The sequence below is a fragment of the Sporosarcina sp. HYO08 genome, from assembly GCF_001563475.1.
Classification (GTDB): Bacteria; Bacillota; Bacilli; order Bacillales_A; family Planococcaceae; genus Sporosarcina.
In genome coordinates, this window is the sequence record NZ_LPUT01000027.1 from 403,268 (window position 1) to 423,117 (window position 19,850).

Below are 19,850 nucleotides of genomic sequence, written 5' to 3' on the forward strand. Positions count from 1 at the left end.
TTTTTGTAGGAAAGGAATTGTCTTGCAGCGCAGAAATGGTTTGCAATGTAGATGAAAGCGATAGAGGAAATTCCGGTAGACATAACATATGCTATTTTTACAAAGATGCATTGAAATTTCTCGTTCTCTCTTTTAATAGTGCGAGCGTCGTATGGTTAAAAGTATTCGAATAGACGAACTTCGGTTATTTGTTCATGAAGGCATCTCCTTCATGGTAAAATGAACTATCAAAAATTAATGGACTGTGAGGGGAAATTATGAAGAAATTAGGATTAGTGTACGGAGGAAAATCCGCGGAGCATGAAGTTTCTTTGGCAACTGCCAAGGCCGTGATCCAAGCGGTTGACTTTAAGAAATACGAAATCATTCCGGTGTATATTACGTATGAAGGCGAATGGAGACGAGGCGCGGCACTTGAAGGTCCCGTGTCGTCGATAGAAGAACTCCGTATGGAAAAGAATGGCGTGGCAAAGCCGGACAGCATTCATGACTTTTTAAACGGCGGTACGAGTGCACCAGACGTCATTTTTCCACTTCTTCATGGAACGAACGGAGAAGATGGTACAGTTCAAGGATTTTTTGAAGTGATGAACATTCCGTACGTTGGAAATGGTGTACTGGCATCATCTGCTGGAATGGATAAAGTGGTTATGAAACAACTATTTGCACAAGCTAGACTTAAGCAAGTGCCTTACGTCCACTTTCTTCGAAGCGGTTGGAAGAATGACAAAGAACAATTGATTAGCCAAATGGAACAGGAACTAGGCTGGCCAATGTTCGTCAAGCCTGCAAATCTAGGCTCAAGCGTTGGAATTAGTAAAGTAACAAATCGTGAAGAATTAGAAAATGCAGTTCAATTCGCTTTGAAATTTGATCGTAAAATTATTGTGGAGCAGGGCGTTACAGCACGTGAAATAGAAGTGAGCGTCAAAGGAAACGACGAACCAGAAGTATCCGTTCCGGGGGAAATTAAACCTGTTGCTGCTTTTTATGATTACGAAGCAAAGTACAAAGATGGCAACACGGAGCTAGTGATTCCCGCTGTCGTTTCTCCGCAAGTCGCAGAAGCTTTAGAAGGTATGGCGAAGCAGGCATTTAAAGTGTTGGACTGTGCGGGACTCATTCGGGCAGACTTTTTTGTCACTGCGGATGATGAAGTACTTATCAATGAGGTGAATACAATGCCAGGCTTTACGCCGACAAGTATGTTCCCGTTACTTTGGCAAAAATCGGGCGTTGCGTACCCACAATTAATCGATGAATTAATTGAACTTGCGCTTGAACGACATGCCGAGAAGCAGCAACTACAATATACAAGAAACTGAGTGTGATCTGAATTGAAAAGGACTTTAACAGAAATTGCCGGCTGGTTGACAACAGACGGACAGTGCCTGGATGGCGTCAGTGTTTCCGGTGTATCCATCGATTCCAGAACAGTAAAAAAGGGAGACTTATTCGTCCCGTTTCGCGGGGAACATGTGAACGGTCACCAATATGTGGAAAAGGCGATTGAACAAGGCGCTGCAGCTGCGCTTTGGCTAAAAGATGAACCGAATCCGCCGGCAAATGTGCCGCTTGTCTTTGTGGACGATTCCGAAAGGGCACTTCAGGAGATGGCGCGCACCTATCGCGACCAGTTAACATGTACAGTCATTGGAATTACGGGTTCAAATGGGAAAACATCGACAAAGGATTTAGTTGCCAGTACACTTAGCCCTTCATTTAACGTTCGCAAAACAGAAGGGAATTTTAATAATGAGCTTGGACTCCCTTTAACCTTGTTATCCTTAGAGGAAGATACTGAAGTCGCTGTTCTTGAAATGGGGATGAGCGGATTTGGCGAAATTTCATTTTTGTCTAAGTTAGCCAGACCGCATTATGTCGTTATTACAAATATTGGCGAAGCGCATATGCAAGATTTAGGCTCGCGTGAAGGAATCGCAAAAGCAAAATTCGAGATTATTGATGGCTTACAAGAAGGCGGTAAGCTGTTCTACGACGGAGATGAAACACTTTTGCAGCAGCTAGTCGCGCAATCTGACGTCGAGGCAATTTCATTTGGATATGCGAAAACGTCCGATTGTTCTCTCGTGAACATTGAATCCGGCGATGAAGGAAGCCGTTTTTCTGTTGCAGGTATCGTGGAAGGAGAATTCACCATTCCGATCTACGGTGCACATCAAGTGAAAAATGCGCTATCGGCTATCTTGATCGCAAAGGAACTTTCACAATCTTTATCTAGTATTCAAACTGCATTAAAAAGTGCCGTGTTAACAAACATGCGGATGCAGCCGATCTTCGCTGCGAATGGAATGCTTTTCATCCACGATGCTTATAACGCAGCGCCGACATCTATGCGTGCGGCATTGGAATTCATACGAGATACGCAGTTACGGGATAAAAAATGGATTGTTTTAGGGGATATGCTGGAGCTAGGTGATGATGAACAGCATTATCATGAAGTGCTTGCCGAACCGATTGACAATTTACAATTAGAAGGCATTCTTCTTTATGGTCCACGTATGAAATGGCTCTATGATGCATTACGAAAGCGTGAAATAAAAGCAGAGCTTGTCTGGTCTGAAAAAGAGTATGAGCCATTGATCGAGGCGCTCCAACAAAAATCGACAGCCGACACGATCGTCTTACTAAAAGGCTCACGCGGCATGGCGCTAGAACATGTGCTGGAAGGATTTCAAAGCAAAGGCGCAGGCCGATGAAAGCGGAGCTTGCCTTTAAAAAACTTAAAAAAGAGAAGTCGACCGCGTCATCGTGGTCGACTTTTGCAGTTTGGTTTATATTTTAAAAAAGCTGATTATTTCCGAGGAAGAGAAGCATCATACTTGTTATAGCGGAGATTATGACAATTGGTTTAAGGGAGTTTTCTTGTTTTTAACAGATGAGAAAAAAACTTTATAAATTTTTAAGGCGGATTGATTGCGATCACGGTAAACTCGTGGTAGAATGTAGCGAGCATTGGATACATTTACAGGAACTCTTCCCTTGGTGAAGAGTACTTTTTTTTAATTAATGAATTAATCGGTTTGGATTGATCCAAACCGCTCGGCAAAAGACCGGGCTTTCCTTTTCAACCATAACCTCTGATCGGAAGTGAATAGACACTTCCACCCCTAACCAGAGTGCTTGTAAAATATCGGAAACGTTCCCTTTAAAGAAATTATTCAAAAGTTGCAGTAGCGAGATAGTCGTCATAGTTGCGCATGACGATTACTATCCAGTTCTTTTGAATAATCCTTTAAGTTATAAGCCTGATTTGCCGCGCTTTCATTTGCGAATGTAACCAATTGTCAAATGAAGAAGATAAAGGAGATTGAGAAATTTGACAAATTTTTCAGATTTGAATATTAGTGAGTTGACCCAAAATGCTTTAAAGCGAATGGGCTTTGAAGAAGCGACACCGATCCAAGAAGGAACCATTACATTTGGAATGGAAGGCCGCGACATTATTGGGCAGGCTCAAACTGGAACAGGGAAAACTGCAGCATTTGGAATTCCGATCATCGAGAAAATTGATACGAGCAATCCTGCAGTTCAAGCGCTAGTTATTGCTCCAACACGCGAACTAGCGATCCAAGTTTCCGAAGAAATTTATAAGATTGGCTACGGCAAACGTGCACGTATCCTTTCCGTCTACGGTGGACAAGAAATTGGACGGCAAATTCGGGCATTGCGCAACAATCCACAAATCGTTGTCGGAACACCGGGACGTATCCTTGACCATATTAACCGTCGTACATTGAAGCTTGACGGCGTTCAAACGCTTGTCCTTGACGAAGCAGATGAAATGCTGAACATGGGCTTCATCGAAGATATTAACACTATTTTGGAAAGTGTGCCGGCTGAGCGCCAAACACTTTTATTCTCTGCGACGATGCCGGGACCAATTCGTAAAATTGCAGAAACATTCATGCAGAACCCTGAAGTTGTTAAGATCAAGTCTAAAGAAATGACAGTTGAAAATATTGATCAATATTTCGTTAAAGCACATGAACGTGAGAAATTTGATATCTTATCTCGTCTGTTGAATGTACACCAACCAGAACTAGCAATCGTTTTCGGCCGTACAAAGCGTCGTGTGGATGAACTTTCGCATGCATTAAGCATTCGTGGCTATTTAGCGGAAGGGATTCACGGTGATTTAACGCAAGCGAAGCGGATGTCCGTTTTAAGACAGTTTAAAGAAAATAAAATCGATGTGCTTGTGGCAACGGATGTTGCTGCTCGTGGGCTCGATATTTCTGGTGTCACGCATGTTTACAACTTCGATATTCCGCAAGATCCGGAAAGTTATGTTCACCGAATTGGTCGGACGGGCCGTGCTGGAAAAAGCGGGATCGCTGTAACATTTGTAACACCACGCGAAATGGGTTATTTGCGAATTGTTGAAGAGACGACGAAAAAACGCATGTCACCACTTCGTCCGCCAAGCTCAGATGAGGCATTGGTGGGACAACAGAAATTGGCAGTTGAACAGTTGATGGAAATCGTTGAAACGAACGAACTAAGCGATTATTCAAGACTGGCAGCTGAATTGCTTGAGAAGTTTGATGCAAATGATCTCGTTGCAGCAGCTATTAAATCATTGACGCGCGAGCCGGACGATACACCTGTATCCATTACGGAGGAGCGTCCATTGCCGATGAGACGCAGTCAATCAGGAAATCGCGATCGTGGGGGCTATAAAGGAAACCGCAGCGGCGGTCGCTCTTTCGGCGGCGGCGGACGCGGTTACGGAAGCGGCGGATCACGCCGAGGCCGTGATGGCGGAAAAAGAGAAGGCGGCCGTTCACGCTCCAATAATTCAAACCGCTAATTTGGCATGAATCACCGGGAAACGTATCATACGTTTCCCGTTTTTTTATATTGAAATGAAGTGAAACATTTCCCTTCTGTGATCCGTATATGCTAAGGAAGAGTGAAAGGGGTGGTTAGGAATGAGAGCGCAACCGATTAATCGGATATCAAAAAAAGGGCTAACCGTTTGGAGATTGTACGGAGCCATTCAAACAGTGATTGTTTTATTACTCGCGGTTGGTGCCGGTGTCGTTACATACATATTTGAGGGACCTTGGTGGATTTATGGGATCGCCGCGGTGATCGTCATACTGTATGCCTATTTCTTTATCGTTTTATTCCCAAAAGTTCGCTGGATGCGTTGGCGGTATGAAGTGCGTGAATCAGAAATTGAATTGCAGCACGGGATTTTTATCGTTAAACGAACGTTGATTCCAATGGTGCGCGTTCAGCACGTTGACACATCGCAAGGCCCGATTTTAAGAAAATATCATTTAGCTGAAATTTCCATTTCAACTGCGGCAACGAACCATACGATTCCAGCGCTTATGACAGCAGAAGCAGACGAACTGCGTAATCGAATTTCGATTTTAGCGAGGGTGGCGGAAGATGATGTCTAATACACGTTATAAACTTCATTGGATTACTGCACTAATCGAATCGTTGAAAACAGTGAAAGAAGCTATCCTGCCGCTTGTCGTTTTGATTTTTGCAAATGGATTAAACAAAAATCCAGGGACAGGGCTATGGTATGTAGATTATTTGTCATTTCTCATTTTTACTGTCTTAATCATTTCGTTGCTCGTTACAGGAATTATTAAATGGAAGCGGTTTGAATATTGGTTTGAAGATGATGAACTTCGCATTGAATCTGGCCTTTTTGTGAAAAAGAAACGTTACATTCCGTTTGAACGGATTCAAAGCTTAGATTACACGGAGGGCATTTTACACCGTCCACTAAAGTTAGTAAAAGTGAAAGTAGAGACTGCTGGAGGAGCGTCTGGAAAAGCTGAAGCTGAACTGACAGCGATTACAAGGGATGCCGCCAGACAGGTTGAAGAAGCCTTGGCGGAAGCGAAAAGAAGAAAAAAAGGCATGGGGACCGAAGAGGGATTCATTGAAGAAACGATCGAAGAGGGTCCGAAAACAAGTGCTATTTTTAAGATGTCAACGAAAGAACTGTTGATCCTTGCGACGATGTCTGGACGAATTGGATTTATTTTTTCGGGAGTGGCGATCTTTCTTTCCCAATTTGCGGAACTCATCCCCTTTGAATGGATGTACAATGAATTCTTCGCCATTATTAAATTCGGTCTGCTTATTATTTCAATCATTGTGTTGATCGGTTTGTTCATCGTTTGGCTAGTGTCCGTCGGTATCGCATTTTTATCCTATTATCAATTTACGGTATTGCTGGATGAAACGGATATTGTGATTACCCGGGGGCTGCTCGAGAAAAAGCGAGTGACGGTCCCATTAAATCGTGTACAAAGTGTAAGGGTTATTCAAAATCCTGTTAAACAGCTTTTTGGCTATGCGACTGTTGTGATTGATAGTGCGGGCGGCTCCGGCGCGGAAATGGCGAAAATTAATTTATTTCCGCTTGTGAAAAAAGATAAAGTTCAACAGCTGTTGACGCGTATTTTCCCGGATTTAAACGTCAGTGAACCTACGAAGAAGTTGCCAAGACGCAGCAGACATTTTTACTATCGAATCGATTTTCTTTGGATGGTGCCAATTATTGGTTTGTTAACATATTTCTTTTTTCCATACGGGATGTATTCTGTTTTGATCGTACCAGTCATTGTACTTTTCGGATTGTGGCAACATCGATCAGCGGCATTTCAAGTATCAGGCAATCAGTTGACGCTTCGCTTTCGAAACTTCAGCTTACAAACGGCATACTTGTTGAAAAAACGAATTCAGTCGATGGAAATGAAACAAAACTATTTTCATAAGCGCAAAAAAGTCGCTACGATCGGTGCGACGGTTAAATCGGGCGCCGCTTTTTACAATCCCCAAGTCCATCATATGGATCAAAAAGATGCAGAAGCGATATTAGTTTGGTATGAGCCAAACGTGAAAAATGAACAGGCGCAATTCATCCAAGAGACGAGTGAAGCTTAAATTAAGTAAAATAAAAAGGATAGCAGAGCGAGTTTCTGCTATCCTATCTTTTTCGCTGTCTCCAGCTGACGATATGTTTGGGGTGGAAATAACTAAGACCGATGATGAAGCCGACAATCAGACCTGCAATGTGGGCGGTGACGTTTATATTCGATTGAAGAAATGTCATGACAACACTCAAAACGACGATCGGTAATATAATTTGGCGCAGCTGCGGAATATTACCTTTCGTATAATAGATCAGTGCTAAGAAAGCGCCGAAAACACCGAAAATAGCACCGCTTGCCCCAACGTAAGCGTACGTAGCATCTTTTAAGAAAAACGAAGCAACGTTACCGAAAACACCTGCTAGTAAATAGATGGTAATGAAGCGGGCTTTACCCGCAATTTTTTCAAGTTCAGGACCGAATATAAATAAAGAAAACATATTAAACAGTAAATGCATAAACCCTGCATGCAAAAACATCGGTGTAACGAGTCTCCACCATTCGCCCGCTGAAATGAAAGAATTAATCCCCATACCTGCCGTGAAAAGTTGATGCCCGAAAAATGGCAATGATGTTGCAATGAAAATGAGTAAATTCAGCGCAAGCAATAAGGTAACGATGGGGTAATGGCGGATATATTGGGAAAAGCTTTCTGTACGTATAAACATTATTTCACCTCAATCTATGCATTTTATTATACATATTTTGGTGTCGAATCGCCAGTTAGGAAGAAGGAGGAATCGCTTTGATCGCGGGTATTGGACTAGATGTAATTGAACTTGACCGCATTGAGAGCTTGGATAGCAGATCACCCAAGTTAAGATTGCGTATATTAACAGAAAAGGAACTTGCATTATATGAACAATTTCAACGTCGCCGCCAAATTGAATTTTTAGCAGGGCGCTTTGCTGCAAAAGAAGCTTTTGCGAAAGCTATGGGAACTGGGATCGGGAAAGACTGTAGATTTGAGGATATTGAAATCTTGCCGGAGGCTTCTGGAAAGCCGACTCTTTTTTTTGAAGGAAAAAAAGTTGGTGGATTTCTTTCCATTACCCATACAACTACGCTTGCCGCGGCACAAGTCATCCTGCTCACTTAAAAAATCAAGAACATGGACTTGCGCATAAATGTCCGTCCACGCTCATAAGATGACCTACCTGATTGAAATGAGAAAGGATGAACTGAATGCGTAGCCGAATAGTTGCATTTTTGTTGGTTGCAGTGATGGTACTCCTTGCGGCATGTGGCACACCATCGAAAGAAGACGTCATGAAGAAGTTGAGCGGAAAATGGAATGCGAAAGGATATGATTTACAGGCGACGATGGAAATTAAGACAGGAGATGAGCCGCGTTTGTATGACGTAACTGTCTGGCATACAAAGCCCGATTTCTATCGCGTACATGTCACGCAGAAAGGTAGCAAAGATGCACAGATGATCGTTCGCAACGAAGAAGGCGTATTTGTTGTGACACCATCACTTGGCAAAACGTATAAATTCCAAAGCGATTGGCCTGCGCAAAACAGCCAAGCATACTTCATTGGCGCATTATCTGATGATATTAAAGCGGATAAGAGTGCGACAATGACGGAAAAAGACAAAACGTATATTTTCGAAACAGCGACAAGAAACAATCATAAAAAAGTACTTCCGACGCAACAAATTCATATTGATAAAAAGACGTTGTTACCTAAACATGTCTCCATTTTAGATGAAACAAATGAAGAGAAAATCCGAATTACCTTTAAGAAAGTTACACTTGGAACAGCAAGAAAAGCAGGAGATTACGCAGTGGAAAGAGAAGGAACAAATACAGCGCCGGATGACAAAGCCCAGGAAAACGACAAGGATGATGGTACAGCCGTAGACGAGGAGAAAACGAGTCTTAAAACTTATTATCCATCATTAGATTGGGAAGGCGTAACAATGGTGGAGGAAGAAGATGTCGCACTTGAAAATGGCGTTCGATCCTTTATGACATACGGCGGTGAAAAAGATTTCATCATTGTACAGGAACCAGCAACCCGACCTGACACGATGGTGCAAGTATCGATTGAAGGGGATCCAGTAGATTTAGGTTTCACGGTAGCGGCATTAACAGAAAAATCGATTCGCTGGGAAAGTGACGGCATATCGTTCTTCGTTGCGTCCGATACGTTATCTAAAGAGGAGCTGATTGAAGTTGCCTCATCGATGGCTCCTGGTGAAATGAAATAATAACTCAATTGTGAATACTTTGGTTGACTAACAATGGGCGAGAGAATAATAATAGAGATACATCATCACATTTGGAGAGATCATCTTATGAAAAACTTTAGTTACTTTCGCCCATCTAAAGCAATTATTCAATTGGAAGCGATTCGCAATAACGTAAGAAATTTGAAAAGCTATTTAGGAAATGAAAAATTCATCATCGCAGTCGTGAAAGCAGATGGATATGGAAACGGTGCTGTAGAAGTTGCACGAGCGGCGTTTCAAGCGGGTGCACATATGGTGTCGGTCGCAACACCCGATGAGGCAATCGAATTGCGGGAGGCAGGAATTGTTGGGGATATTCTCGTTATGGGGCCATCCCCAACAAACTTTGCGCCAACAGCAGCGGAGTTAGATATCATCGTTACGGTATCAGGGGCCGAATGGGTGACGTCCGCGATTCAAAACAATGATTCATTTGGAAAACCATTAAAAATTCATGTAAAAATTGATAGCGGAATGGGTAGAATTGGATTACGTGAAACTGTTTCGCTTCATGCACTGATTGAAGTGATCAATCATTCTAAAGACATTGTATTGGACGGGATTTTTACACATTTTGCACGTGCAGATGAAGAGGACGCCAACTGGACAGAGGAACAATTTAAGAAATTCATGGAAATCGTACAGTCTTTACCCGAAAAACCTCGGCTTGTCCATGCAGCGAATAGCGCGGCAACACTTCTTTACCCACATATTTCACTGGACGCGGTACGCTTTGGCATAAGCTTATATGGGATAGCGCCTTCACGGTATGTAGAAGAAAAGCTGCCATTTCCACTTGAAAGATCGATGACGCTAGAAAGTGAATTGGCATTTGTCAAATTATTGCCTGCTGGTGAACCGATTAGCTATGGCGGCACATACAAAACGTCCGAAGATGAGTGGATCGGAACGATACCTATCGGATATGCAGATGGGCTAAGCCGTGGTCTTCGTGGTCAGGAAGTGTTAATCGGTGGAAAAAGGGTACCGATCGTAGGGACGATTGCGATGGATCAATGCATGGTTAAGCTTCCGCATGAGATGCCGGTCGGTGAAAGAGTTGTACTGATCGGACGCCAAGGTGATGAAGAAATTACAATGGAAGAATGGGCAGACCGACTCGGTACGATTCCATATGAAATTACCGTTTCTATTTCGAAGCGGGTGCCAAGAATTTATGAGGACTAAGAGAGACAGTACAACCAACATTCGTACTTTCGACAAAAAACAAGCTAAAATGTAGTTTCCTGTCAGTAAAATACCTACTATGTCTTCTCATTGCAACAGTTCAATGGTAAGATGGACTTGTATTAATCAATAGGGAACGGGCTTGTCGGAGGTGCTAATGTTGCGCATGAATAAAAACATAAAAGAAGTAATCGTAAAAATTCCGAAACGGATGCTGAATGAAAATGAACATACGGTCGTCCATCAGGAGCGGGAGCGCGGTGATTTCGTTTATATTTCGACAAAAAGATATGTAACCGACTACGAATCGCATACAATACGGGAAGCGATGATGAAAGGTTATATTGAAATGTCGCAAATTAATCTGAAAATTGCTTCGGAATGCTTACATGTGGAATATGAAGCCCAGCATACGGTGGAACGTCTCGTAAGCGGAGGATGAAAATTTGGCAATCAAACGTGGGGACGTATTTTTTGCAGATCTGTCGCCAGTTATAGGTTCCGAACAGGGAGGCACGAGACCGGTACTTGTTATACAGAACGATATCGGTAATCGATTTAGCCCGACAGTGATTGTAGCGGCAATAACCGCACAAATTCAAAAAGCAAAACTGCCAACACATGTTGAAATTGATGCGGCACGATATGGTTTCGAGCGGGACTCAGTGATCCTGCTCGAACAAGTCCGCACGATCGACAAGTCACGGCTTACAGATAAGATTACACACCTAGACGAAGCATTAATGGAAAAAGTAGACGAAGCATTAGAAGTAAGCTTCGGTCTTATCAAATTTTAAAGCATACATATAATAAAGGCGCCATGAATCCATTTCGTGGTGCTTTTTTGTATGCATTTTGTCATTTTTAAAACTGTTCAATTCATTAGTTAAAGGCCATATTTCGAATTATTATGACAAAAAAGCGTGTATTAGACTGTTATTTTCGATACAATAAATGCACAGTGACTTTTCCAATATCGAAGGAGGTCTTTTACAGCTATGAATAAGCAAATGGTTAAAGGTATTAACCAAAATGTGGATGAAATTATTGGACGCTGGCAATTGAGCATGAGAGAGGAACAGGATGAACGTTTTTTTCAATTCATGCCTTCTGATCTGGTTGATAAAACGAGTAGAGTGTTTGCAGAACTCATGACCTCGAATATTGCAGAAAGCGATGTCGTCAATCGCGAAAAGCTTAATGAATTTACCGAAAGAGTCGTTCGCTTCGGTTGGTCGATTAAATTTGTCAACAAAGCAATTGATAATTTTTCGGATATTGTCTTCCAGATCCTTGAAGCTAAAGAAATTATTACGAACGACAATCTTCGCGCTTATCTAGATATTTATACAAACTGGATCCCCCCTTTGCGTGAAAGTATTATAGAGGCCTATTCTACGGAGTATGAACGAACGATCGATTTGCAGAAAATTGCCCTTCAGGAACTTTCGGCTTCTTTGATCCCTGTTTTCGATAAAATATCTGTCATGCCGCTTGTTGGGACGATTGACACGGAGCGAGCAAAGCTCATTATGGAGAATTTACTGGAAGGTGTTGTGAAGCAGCAGGCGGAAGTCGTGCTTCTAGATATAACAGGTGTTCCAGTGGTCGATACAATGGTTGCACATCATATTATACAGGCCGCGGACGCAGTTCGGCTGATCGGTGCGAAATGTATGCTTGTAGGTATTCGTCCGGAAATTGCCCAAACGATTGTAACATTAGGTATTCATTTACACGAGTTTACGACCACCAGCACATTGCAACGTGGCATGCAAGAAGCCTTAATGCTGACGAACCGCAAGATCGTGGAGGTTGATAAAGAATGAATGCTAGAATCCCAATTTTGAAACTCGGCGACACGTTAATTGTTTCGATTCAATGGGAACTGGACGATCAGACGGCTTTGCAATTTCAAGAGGATTTGCTGGCGAAAATGCACGAGACCGCTACAAGAGGTGTTGTGATCGACTTAACATCGATCGACCTCATCGACTCCTTCATTGCGAAAGTATTGGGAGATGTTATCAGCATGACCGGGTTAATGGGCGCTAAAGTTGTCATTACCGGCATACAGCCCGCCGTCGCAATTACACTTATTGAGCTTGGTATTCGCCTAGGAAATGTATTGACAGCGCTTGACTTAGAAAATGGGTTAGACAAACTTCGTAAAGAATTGGAGGTCTGATCATGGAACACCGGTCATCTGTAGATATCTATACGGAATGGGATATTGTGGCAGCTCGGCAGCTTGGCCGGAACGAAGCGAAGAAATCTGGCTTCGGAACGGTCGATCAGGCCCGAATTACGACTGCTATTAGTGAGTTAGCCCGCAATATTTATTTGTATGCAGAGGAAGGGAAAATTGAAATTACGAATGTCATCGAAGATGGCTTAATTGGCATTCGAATCATCGCGACCGACAGTGGACCTGGAATCCCCGATGTCCGCCGAGTCATGGAAGATGGGTTTTCGACTTCAGGCGGCCTTGGTGCGGGAATACCAGGTGTTAAAAGGTTAATGGATGAATTTAAAATAGAAACAGAGCTAGGCGTGGGAACGCTAGTGACTGCAATAAAATGGCTCCGATAAGGGGGTGTTGAATGATGCCTCAGGAAGTTGGTAAAAAATATAAAGAATTATTACGCCAGTATATAGATCGTCAGAATGAAAAAGATTTATATTTTGGTCAACAATTTATTCGAAAATTCATTGAAAAGAATATTCCTCCTGAAGACGTCATTAGTATCCATAAAACCGCATTAATGGAATCGGTGCCAGACATGCCTGATTCACTTAATCATTCATTTGATTTTTTGATCGAAATGATGATTCATTATGGACTTGCACTGCGTGAGCACCAAAGTCTCATTCGAAAACAAGAAGAACTTCAAATGGAAATGAATGTGGCGTTGAAAGTCCAAGACACACTATTGAAAACAGAAGTACCGTCAGTTGAAGGACTTGATATTGGCTTAGTTACAGAGTCGGCCAAACAAATGAGCGGGGATTATGTCTACTTTCTCTGTGATGGTAATGACAAGATAGGGGTAGCAGTTGCTGATGTCATGGGGAAAGGGATCCCTGCTGCTCTATGCATGACAATGGTTAAATTTGGTTTGGACAGTTTGCAGAACGATAACACAAGTCCGCAAAATGCGCTTGCAGCCGTTAACCGGATCGTTGAAAAAAGTGTAGATGATTCAATGTTCATTTCCATGTTTTACGGAAAATACAATATGCAGGACTTCTCCTTCTCTTATTCGTCGGCTGGTCACGAGCCGGCTCTTTTGTATAAATCCTCCGAAAATATATTTAAAGAACTAGGAGCAAAAGGGCTTCTATTAGGTGTACTTCCAGATTTTAAGTATGAAGAACGAACTGTCCAATTGGAAAAAGGTGATTTTTTAGTCATTATGACGGACGGAGTAACAGAAGCTCGAACGGAAACAGATTTTATCGATGAGGCGTATATTCAGGATCTTCTTGAAAAGGCTAAAGGAGAATGTGCCCAAACAATTGCCGAAAAAATATATGAAGAACTTGCTAGTATCCAAAATTATCGTCTCCATGATGATTTTACAATTGTCGTATTAAAAAGAGATTAGGTTTAATTTTTAGTGAAACGGGTAACCAAATGACTAATCTGGTTTTTATGTAAAATGGGATGTAAAAAAAGAGAAAATTTGGGGTGTTACTATGAATTTACAAGTTCAATTAGTGGAAGAAGAGAATAGTGTTCAGCATTTTAAAATTATAGGTGAGATTGATGTATATACAGCACCGAAGCTAAAAGAGCATCTTGCGGCGGTGGAAAAAGCAGTTGGTATGCAAGCGGAACTTGACTTGTCTGAAGTTGCATATATGGATAGTACTGGACTAGGTGTATTTGTCGGCTTTTACAAGGCTGTGCATGCAACTGGCGGGCACGTCAAAATTACAGGGTTAAATGCAAGACTTCAAAGGCTTTTTAACATTACTGGGCTCGGCAGCATTATGGATATTGTGACAGAAGAAGGTGAAGACAAAGATGCAACCGTATGATTATGTAGAAATAAGAGTGCCAGCTAAGGCGCAATATGTCGGTGTTGCTCGACTTACAATCACTGGACTTTCAACCCGTGTTGGATTTACATACGACGAAATTGAGGATTTGAAAATAGCGACAAGCGAAGCGATGACGAATGCAATTCAACACGCCTATAATGAAAATGAAGATGGAGAAGTTGTCGTCGGATGTGCATTGTTTGATGATAAACTGGAAATTATGGTTGCGGATCACGGGAAAAGTTTTAATTATGAAGAAACAAAAAAAAGTGTGGGTCCATATAACGATAAAGAGGAAGTTCAGTTTCTTCGAGAGGGTGGTCTTGGACTGTACTTAATGGAAACGCTTATGGATGATGTGAAAATCCATAGGGGGGAGGGCGTTACGGTATTTATGACCAAATATCTCGATGGAGAGCGGGGCGATACAGTTGAAGAACGAACCGTATCCTCGTGAATTAGGTACAAAAGAGCAAGTGATGCAATGGATTCAGCAGTATCAGGAAACAAATGACGATGAAGCTTTGACGAATCTTGTTTTACATTATGAGCGACTTGTGCATTCTATCGCCAGAAAATACTCCAACGGAAAACCTTATCACGAAGACCTTGCGCAAGTCGGAATGCTTGGACTGCTTGGGGCGATACGTCGCTACGATTCTGAATTTGGACGAAGTTTTGAGGCTTATGCTGTACCGACAATTATAGGTGAGATTAAACGCTTTTTACGAGACAAAACGTGGGCAGTGCATGTGCCTCGTCGAATTAAAGAGCTAGGACCGAAAATTAAGTCAGCAGTGGAAACTTTGACAGTTGAAAACCAAAGATCCCCGTTAGTACAAGAAATTGCAGATTACTTAGAAGTTGACGAGGAATCCGTTTTGGAAGCAATGGAAATTGGGAGAAGCTACCAAGCTTTGTCGATGGATCATACGCTCGAAGCCGATTCAGAAGGCGGTGAAGTCACTTTGTTCGATATTATTGGTGTATCCGATGAAGGTTTTGAAAAAACGGATCAGCGGCTATTGGTGACAGATGCGTTAACTATTTTATCGGAGCGGGAAAAACAAATTATCCAGTATACATATATTGATCAATTGAGCCAGAAAGAGACTGGGGATTTGCTTGGTATTTCCCAAATGCACGTTTCTAGATTGCAACGTAAAGCCATAAAAAAACTTCAAGAGGCAATTTTAGCCGCAGGCGGTGCAACGTAGTGGACGCCTTAACAAATGATTTTGTCGAAGTGTATGTCCACCAAGAAGCTAAAAAAGGAAACCAAATATCGGGGGATATGTACTATCTTCATGCCGCGGATGATTATTTTATTTGCGCAATCGCTGATGGACTAGGAAACGGACCTATCGCGCGCCTTTCTGCGGAAGTCATTCCCAAAATGCTCGAACGGCACCATCATGAAACGGTAGATGAACTTCTGCTACGCTGCAACGAGCAAATGAGCGGGAAGCGAGGGGCAGCAGTTGCGATCGTTAAAATGTATTATCAGGAAAAAAAGGTCGAATACAGCTGTGTCGGAAATGTCCGATTTTATATGATGCAACAACAAGGCACGATGGTTTATCCGCTACCGGTCATGGGTTACTTAAGCGGAAGAAAGCAAAATTTAAAAAAACAGACATTTAACTACTCGGAAGGCAGCCGTTTTGTCCTCCATTCGGACGGCGTCGCCTTAAAAAGTCCGAAAGCCGCCTTCATGCAAACTGCAAGTACGTATGAGTTGTTTGAAAATGTTAGGCGCTCCGCAAAGCAAGATGATGATTCAACGTTTATCGTAGGTAGCCTACTTCAATAATGGGAAGTAGGTTTTTTTCATGCTAAAATATGTCTAAGGAAAAAGGGGTGACCATTTTGACGAAGAAAATTATTGAAATGACGGCTAAACGAGCCAATGTAAGTGAACGTCAAACGGAAAAAGTTATAGCTTTGCTTGATGGGGGAAATACGGTCCCGTTTATCGCTCGTTATCGAAAAGAAGAAACAGGTTCTTTAGATGAGGTTCAAATCAAACAAATTGAAGATGACTATCAATATGTCAAAGGACTAGAACAACGAAAAGAAGAAGTGATCCGTCTAATCGATGAACAGGGAAAGTTGGATGATGCGCTGCGAAAAGCGATTGAAAGTGCAACAGTTCTTCAACGTGTTGAAGATTTATATAGACCGTTTAAACAAAAAAGACGGACCCGGGCCATGGTAGCAATCGAAAGTGGTCTTGAGCCGTTGGCAAATGCTTTATTAGCATTTACGAAAACACCCGTCGAAGAACTCGCGCAATCTTTCATTGATGAAGAAAAAAATGTAAATACAGTTGAAGAGGCATTGGCAGGTGCGCGCGATATCATTGCTGAACGACTGGCGGACGATGCCGCAATTCGTGATCATATTCGCAAATTAGCTTGGTCAAGAGGGACGATTGTATCAGCCGTCAGAAAAAATGCGGAAGATGAAAGAAAAGTGTACGGTAATTACTATGAATATGAAGAGCCATTAAAGAAAATTGTTCCGCACCGTGTTTTGGCACTAAATCGAGGAGAAAAAGAAGAAGTACTCCGTGTGTCGATCATTTTTCCTGTTGAACAAATTATTGGTGAACTCGAGCGTGGACAAATACACAAAACATCCTCTCCTTCAGCAATGCAGGCGAAAGAAGCGATCGAAGATGCATTCAAACGATTAATCGCCCCTTCTATTGAAAGAGAAATACGAAATGCTTTGACGGAGAAGGCAGAGGAGCAAGCGATCCATGTGTTCTCTGAAAACTTGAAAAGTCTACTGCTTCAGCCGCCGCTAAAAGGCAAAGTTGTACTTGGCGTTGACCCGGCATTTCGTACAGGCTGCAAATTAGCTGTGGTCGATGAAACCGGAAAGCTTATGGACATCTCAGTTGTTTATCCACACCCGCCAAAACCACAAAAAGAAGCTTCAAAGAAAACGATATTGGAATTGTTGCAGAAATACCCGATCTCTTTAATCGCGATTGGAAACGGAACAGCTTCACGGGAAACAGAATTGTTCATAGCGGAATGTCTAAAGGAAGTACCTGATGGGATTTCTTATGTCATTGTCAATGAAGCAGGGGCCAGTGTTTATTCAGCATCGCCAACCGCTCGCGAAGAGTTTCCGGATTTGCAGGTCGAGCAACGAAGTGCAGTTTCCATTGCGCGCAGACTGCAAGATCCATTATCAGAACTTGTCAAAATCGATCCAAGCGCAGTTGGTGTCGGCCAGTACCAACATGATGTATCTAAAAAACGATTGACTGAATCATTGGCTTTCGTTGTAGAAACAGCAGTAAACCGTGTCGGAGTCGATGTGAACACAGCATCTTCATCCTTACTACAATATGTAGCTGGGCTGTCAAAAACGGTAGCCGAAAACATCGTGAAAAATCGAGAAGAAAATGGTTTGTATGTAAAACGTACGGAGCTAAAGAAAGTCCCGCGGCTTGGTGCGAAAACGTATGAACAGGCAATTGGGTTCCTTCGGGTGCCGGGTGGCAAAGATCCTTTTGATGCGACAGGCATTCATCCGGAGAGTTATGAAATTGCAGAACGTGTTCTGCAAGAAGCGGGAGTCAATAAACAATCGCTTGGAACGAAAGAAGGGGCAGAGGCACTTACACATTTGAATGTGCAGCAGTTGGCGCAATCTTTAGACGTGGGGGCAGTCACATTGAAAGATATTATTGAAACACTGCAAAAGCCAAACCGAGATCCGCGTGATGCCTATCCGCAGCCACTCTTAAAAGCCGATGTGTTAGAAATGGATGATTTACACGAAGGACTAGAGATGCAAGGGACCGTTCGAAACGTCGTAGACTTCGGCGTTTTTGTTGATATAGGTGTATCAGAAGATGGGCTTGTCCATATTTCTAAATTGAAGAAAGGCTTCGTCAAACATCCGCTTGATGTTGTTTCGTCAGGTGATATCGTAACGGTATGGATAGATGGAGTGGATCGTGAAAAAGGGCGCATTTCACTGACAATGATTCCTTTGGTAAAGAAATAAATTATGGATAACAATCAGCTGCAACAGTTAATAGAAGAGATTTCTATAGGTGTTTTTGGAAAAGCGTTTCATCATACAGCACGATTCAATGAAAGACTTCGTACGACTGGCGGGCGGTATTTATTATCCGATCATTCTATAGAAATTAATCCGCGTGTCCTTGAATTACACGGACAAGAAGAGTTGCGCGGTGTTATTAAACATGAGCTATGCCACTATCACCTTCATATAGAAGGAAAAGGATATCAGCACGGAGATCAGGATTTTAAAAAACTATTAAAAGAAACAGCATCCCCAAGATATTGTAAACCGCTCGCCGCCGAAAGGCGACGAGCGACTGCACTTCATATCTATCAATGCCGATCATGCAAGCTACTTTATAGAAGGAGAAGAAGAATGGATACGAAAAAGTATAGATGTGGTAAATGTATGGGTAGTATTATAAAAGTGAATGCTGAAGTTTAAAGATAGGCCCGTCAGACTGGTGAAAATGGCGGTCTGATGGGGTTTTGTCGATTCCCGAAAGTTTTTGTAGAAAAAGTGTTGACGAAAACGAAAGTCCCGTCTATAATAGTAAAAGTCGACAGGGAAACGCGCTGATGACAGCGTCGCCTTAAACGACAACATGATTGTGACGGCCCCTTGGTCAAGCGGTTAAGACACCGCCCTTTCACGGCGGTAACACGGGTTCGAATCCCGTAGGGGTCACTTTTTAAAACGAGCCATTAGCTCAGTCGGTAGAGCATCTGACTTTTAATCAGAGGGTCACAGGTTCGAATCCTGTATGGCTCACCACTTTTTTTCAAAAAGTGTTGACGAACGATATGAATCATGTATAATAGTTCTTGTCGCTGAAAAAGATGCGGTAGTGGCGGAATGGCAGACGCGCTAGGTTGAGGGCCTAGTGGGGGTTAACCCCGTGGAGGTTCAAGTCCTCTTTACCGCACCAAAACATAACTTCTATGGAGCGCCCGTAGCTCAATTGGATAGAGCGTCTGACTACGGATCAGAAGGTTATGGGTTCGACTCCTGTCGGGCGCGCCATTATATAATTTATATTACGCGGGTGTAGTTTAGTGGTAAAACCTCAGCCTTCCAAGCTGATGATGAGGGTTCGATTCCCTTCACCCGCTCCAAAAATTACTTTTAAAACATATTGACATCCGGTTATGACGGTGTTATGATATGAAAGTCGCTTTTGAAGCGATTGAAATATGAACCTTGAAAACTGAACAGCAAAACGTTAACAAATACGTTTACAGATCCGACTCCGTCGGTGAAGTAAACAAAACAAGAATCTTCGGATTCAAAGTCAGCAAGAATTGAGCAAATCAATTTCTTCTATTATGGAGAGTTTGATCCTGGCTCAGGACGAACGCTGGCGGCGTGCCTAATACATGCAAGTCGAGCGGACAGATG

Annotated in this window: 21 protein-coding genes, 5 tRNA genes and 1 rRNA gene; 26 read left to right on the forward strand and 1 reads right to left on the reverse strand. The window is 42.5% G+C overall.

Annotated elements, in window-relative coordinates; genetic code table 11:
• Window positions 1-254: 254 nt before the first annotated feature.
• The 5 genes from AU377_RS11280 (at window position 255) to AU377_RS11300 (ending at window position 6,942) form a co-directional block, all read left to right on the forward strand.
• Window positions 255-1,325, forward strand: coding sequence for a D-alanine--D-alanine ligase (locus AU377_RS11280; protein ID WP_067407859.1), 1,071 nt, complete (start codon window positions 255-257; stop codon window positions 1,323-1,325).
• Window positions 1,326-1,337: 12 nt separating this feature from the next.
• A complete protein-coding gene (gene murF / locus AU377_RS11285; protein WP_067407860.1) occupies window positions 1,338-2,720 on the forward strand; it encodes a UDP-N-acetylmuramoyl-tripeptide--D-alanyl-D-alanine ligase in 1,383 nt (460 codons plus the stop codon).
• A 620-nt stretch (window positions 2,721-3,340) separates the two neighbouring features.
• On the forward strand, window positions 3,341-4,834 hold the full coding sequence (locus AU377_RS11290; RefSeq protein WP_067407861.1) for a DEAD/DEAH box helicase: 1,494 nt from the start codon (window positions 3,341-3,343) through the stop codon (window positions 4,832-4,834).
• Between the two features lie 121 nt (window positions 4,835-4,955).
• Window positions 4,956-5,435 carry a PH domain-containing protein gene (locus AU377_RS11295; protein ID WP_067407862.1) on the forward strand — a complete coding sequence of 160 codons (480 nt, stop codon included), beginning with the start codon at window positions 4,956-4,958 and terminating at the stop codon, window positions 5,433-5,435.
• Window positions 5,425-6,942 (forward strand): PH domain-containing protein, encoded by a 1,518-nt coding sequence (locus AU377_RS11300; protein WP_067407863.1) that lies wholly within the window; start codon window positions 5,425-5,427, stop codon window positions 6,940-6,942. Before AU377_RS11295 ends, AU377_RS11300 begins: the two co-directional genes overlap by 11 nt.
• Window positions 6,943-6,985: 43 nt before the next feature.
• Here AU377_RS11300 and AU377_RS11305 read toward each other — a convergent pair whose 3' ends face one another.
• Window positions 6,986-7,597, reverse strand: coding sequence for a rhomboid family intramembrane serine protease (locus tag AU377_RS11305; protein ID WP_067407864.1), 612 nt, complete (start codon window positions 7,595-7,597; stop codon window positions 6,986-6,988).
• A 77-nt stretch (window positions 7,598-7,674) separates the two neighbouring features.
• Here AU377_RS11305 and acpS point away from each other — a divergent pair, with 77 nt between their 5' ends.
• From acpS to AU377_RS11410, 21 genes are all read left to right on the forward strand, one after another.
• Window positions 7,675-8,028, forward strand: a complete 354-nt coding sequence (acpS, locus tag AU377_RS11310; protein WP_067407865.1) for a holo-ACP synthase — start codon at window positions 7,675-7,677, stop codon at window positions 8,026-8,028.
• A gap of 86 nt (window positions 8,029-8,114) precedes the next feature.
• Window positions 8,115-9,146, forward strand: a complete 1,032-nt coding sequence (locus AU377_RS11315) for an outer-membrane lipoprotein carrier protein LolA (protein WP_067407866.1) — start codon at window positions 8,115-8,117, stop codon at window positions 9,144-9,146.
• Window positions 9,147-9,233: 87 nt separating this feature from the next.
• The gene (gene alr, locus AU377_RS11320; RefSeq protein WP_067407867.1) at window positions 9,234-10,355 is read left to right on the forward strand and encodes an alanine racemase; all 1,122 of its coding nucleotides are present in this window, start codon (window positions 9,234-9,236) and stop codon (window positions 10,353-10,355) included.
• Between the two features lie 157 nt (window positions 10,356-10,512).
• Window positions 10,513-10,797 carry a transcriptional regulator gene (locus AU377_RS11325; protein ID WP_172794054.1) on the forward strand — a complete coding sequence of 95 codons (285 nt, stop codon included), beginning with the start codon at window positions 10,513-10,515 and terminating at the stop codon, window positions 10,795-10,797.
• Window positions 10,798-10,801: 4 nt separating this feature from the next.
• A complete protein-coding gene (locus tag AU377_RS11330; protein WP_067407869.1) occupies window positions 10,802-11,152 on the forward strand; it encodes a type II toxin-antitoxin system PemK/MazF family toxin in 351 nt (116 codons plus the stop codon).
• A gap of 201 nt (window positions 11,153-11,353) precedes the next feature.
• Window positions 11,354-12,184, forward strand: coding sequence for an STAS domain-containing protein (locus AU377_RS11335; protein WP_067407870.1), 831 nt, complete (start codon window positions 11,354-11,356; stop codon window positions 12,182-12,184).
• Window positions 12,181-12,543, forward strand: coding sequence for an STAS domain-containing protein (locus AU377_RS11340; protein WP_067407871.1), 363 nt, complete (start codon window positions 12,181-12,183; stop codon window positions 12,541-12,543). The genes AU377_RS11335 and AU377_RS11340 overlap by 4 nt, the downstream gene beginning before the upstream one ends.
• A gap of 2 nt (window positions 12,544-12,545) precedes the next feature.
• Window positions 12,546-12,947, forward strand: a complete 402-nt coding sequence (locus AU377_RS11345; RefSeq protein WP_067407872.1) for an anti-sigma regulatory factor — start codon at window positions 12,546-12,548, stop codon at window positions 12,945-12,947.
• A gap of 14 nt (window positions 12,948-12,961) precedes the next feature.
• Window positions 12,962-13,963: a PP2C family protein-serine/threonine phosphatase gene (locus AU377_RS11350; protein WP_082732022.1), complete on the forward strand. Its 1,002-nt coding sequence runs from the start codon at window positions 12,962-12,964 to the stop codon at window positions 13,961-13,963.
• A gap of 91 nt (window positions 13,964-14,054) precedes the next feature.
• Complete coding sequence (locus AU377_RS11355) at window positions 14,055-14,399, forward strand: STAS domain-containing protein (protein ID WP_067407874.1); 345 nt, start codon at window positions 14,055-14,057, stop codon at window positions 14,397-14,399.
• Complete coding sequence (gene rsbW / locus AU377_RS11360; RefSeq protein WP_067407875.1) at window positions 14,386-14,859, forward strand: anti-sigma B factor RsbW; 474 nt, start codon at window positions 14,386-14,388, stop codon at window positions 14,857-14,859. Before AU377_RS11355 ends, rsbW begins: the two co-directional genes overlap by 14 nt.
• Window positions 14,813-15,619, forward strand: coding sequence for an RNA polymerase sigma factor SigB (gene sigB, locus AU377_RS11365; RefSeq protein WP_067407876.1), 807 nt, complete (start codon window positions 14,813-14,815; stop codon window positions 15,617-15,619). Before rsbW ends, sigB begins: the two co-directional genes overlap by 47 nt.
• Complete coding sequence (locus AU377_RS11370) at window positions 15,619-16,215, forward strand: PP2C family serine/threonine-protein phosphatase (protein ID WP_067407877.1); 597 nt, start codon at window positions 15,619-15,621, stop codon at window positions 16,213-16,215. Before sigB ends, AU377_RS11370 begins: the two co-directional genes overlap by 1 nt.
• A 53-nt stretch (window positions 16,216-16,268) precedes the next feature.
• Complete coding sequence (locus AU377_RS11375; protein WP_156450437.1) at window positions 16,269-18,431, forward strand: Tex family protein; 2,163 nt, start codon at window positions 16,269-16,271, stop codon at window positions 18,429-18,431.
• Window positions 18,432-18,434: 3 nt separating this feature from the next.
• Window positions 18,435-18,896, forward strand: coding sequence for a SprT family protein (locus AU377_RS11380; protein ID WP_067407879.1), 462 nt, complete (start codon window positions 18,435-18,437; stop codon window positions 18,894-18,896).
• A 171-nt stretch (window positions 18,897-19,067) separates the two neighbouring features.
• Window positions 19,068-19,139: transfer RNA gene (locus AU377_RS11385), tRNA-Glu, on the forward strand.
• Window positions 19,140-19,150: 11 nt separating this feature from the next.
• Window positions 19,151-19,226: transfer RNA gene (locus AU377_RS11390), tRNA-Lys, on the forward strand.
• Window positions 19,227-19,293: 67 nt separating this feature from the next.
• Window positions 19,294-19,380, forward strand: a tRNA-Leu gene (locus AU377_RS11395).
• Between the two features lie 18 nt (window positions 19,381-19,398).
• A tRNA-Arg gene (locus AU377_RS11400) sits at window positions 19,399-19,475 on the forward strand.
• Window positions 19,476-19,493: 18 nt separating this feature from the next.
• Window positions 19,494-19,567, forward strand: a tRNA-Gly gene (locus AU377_RS11405).
• A gap of 207 nt (window positions 19,568-19,774) precedes the next feature.
• A 16S ribosomal RNA gene (locus AU377_RS11410) occupies window positions 19,775-19,850 on the forward strand; the annotation flags it as partial.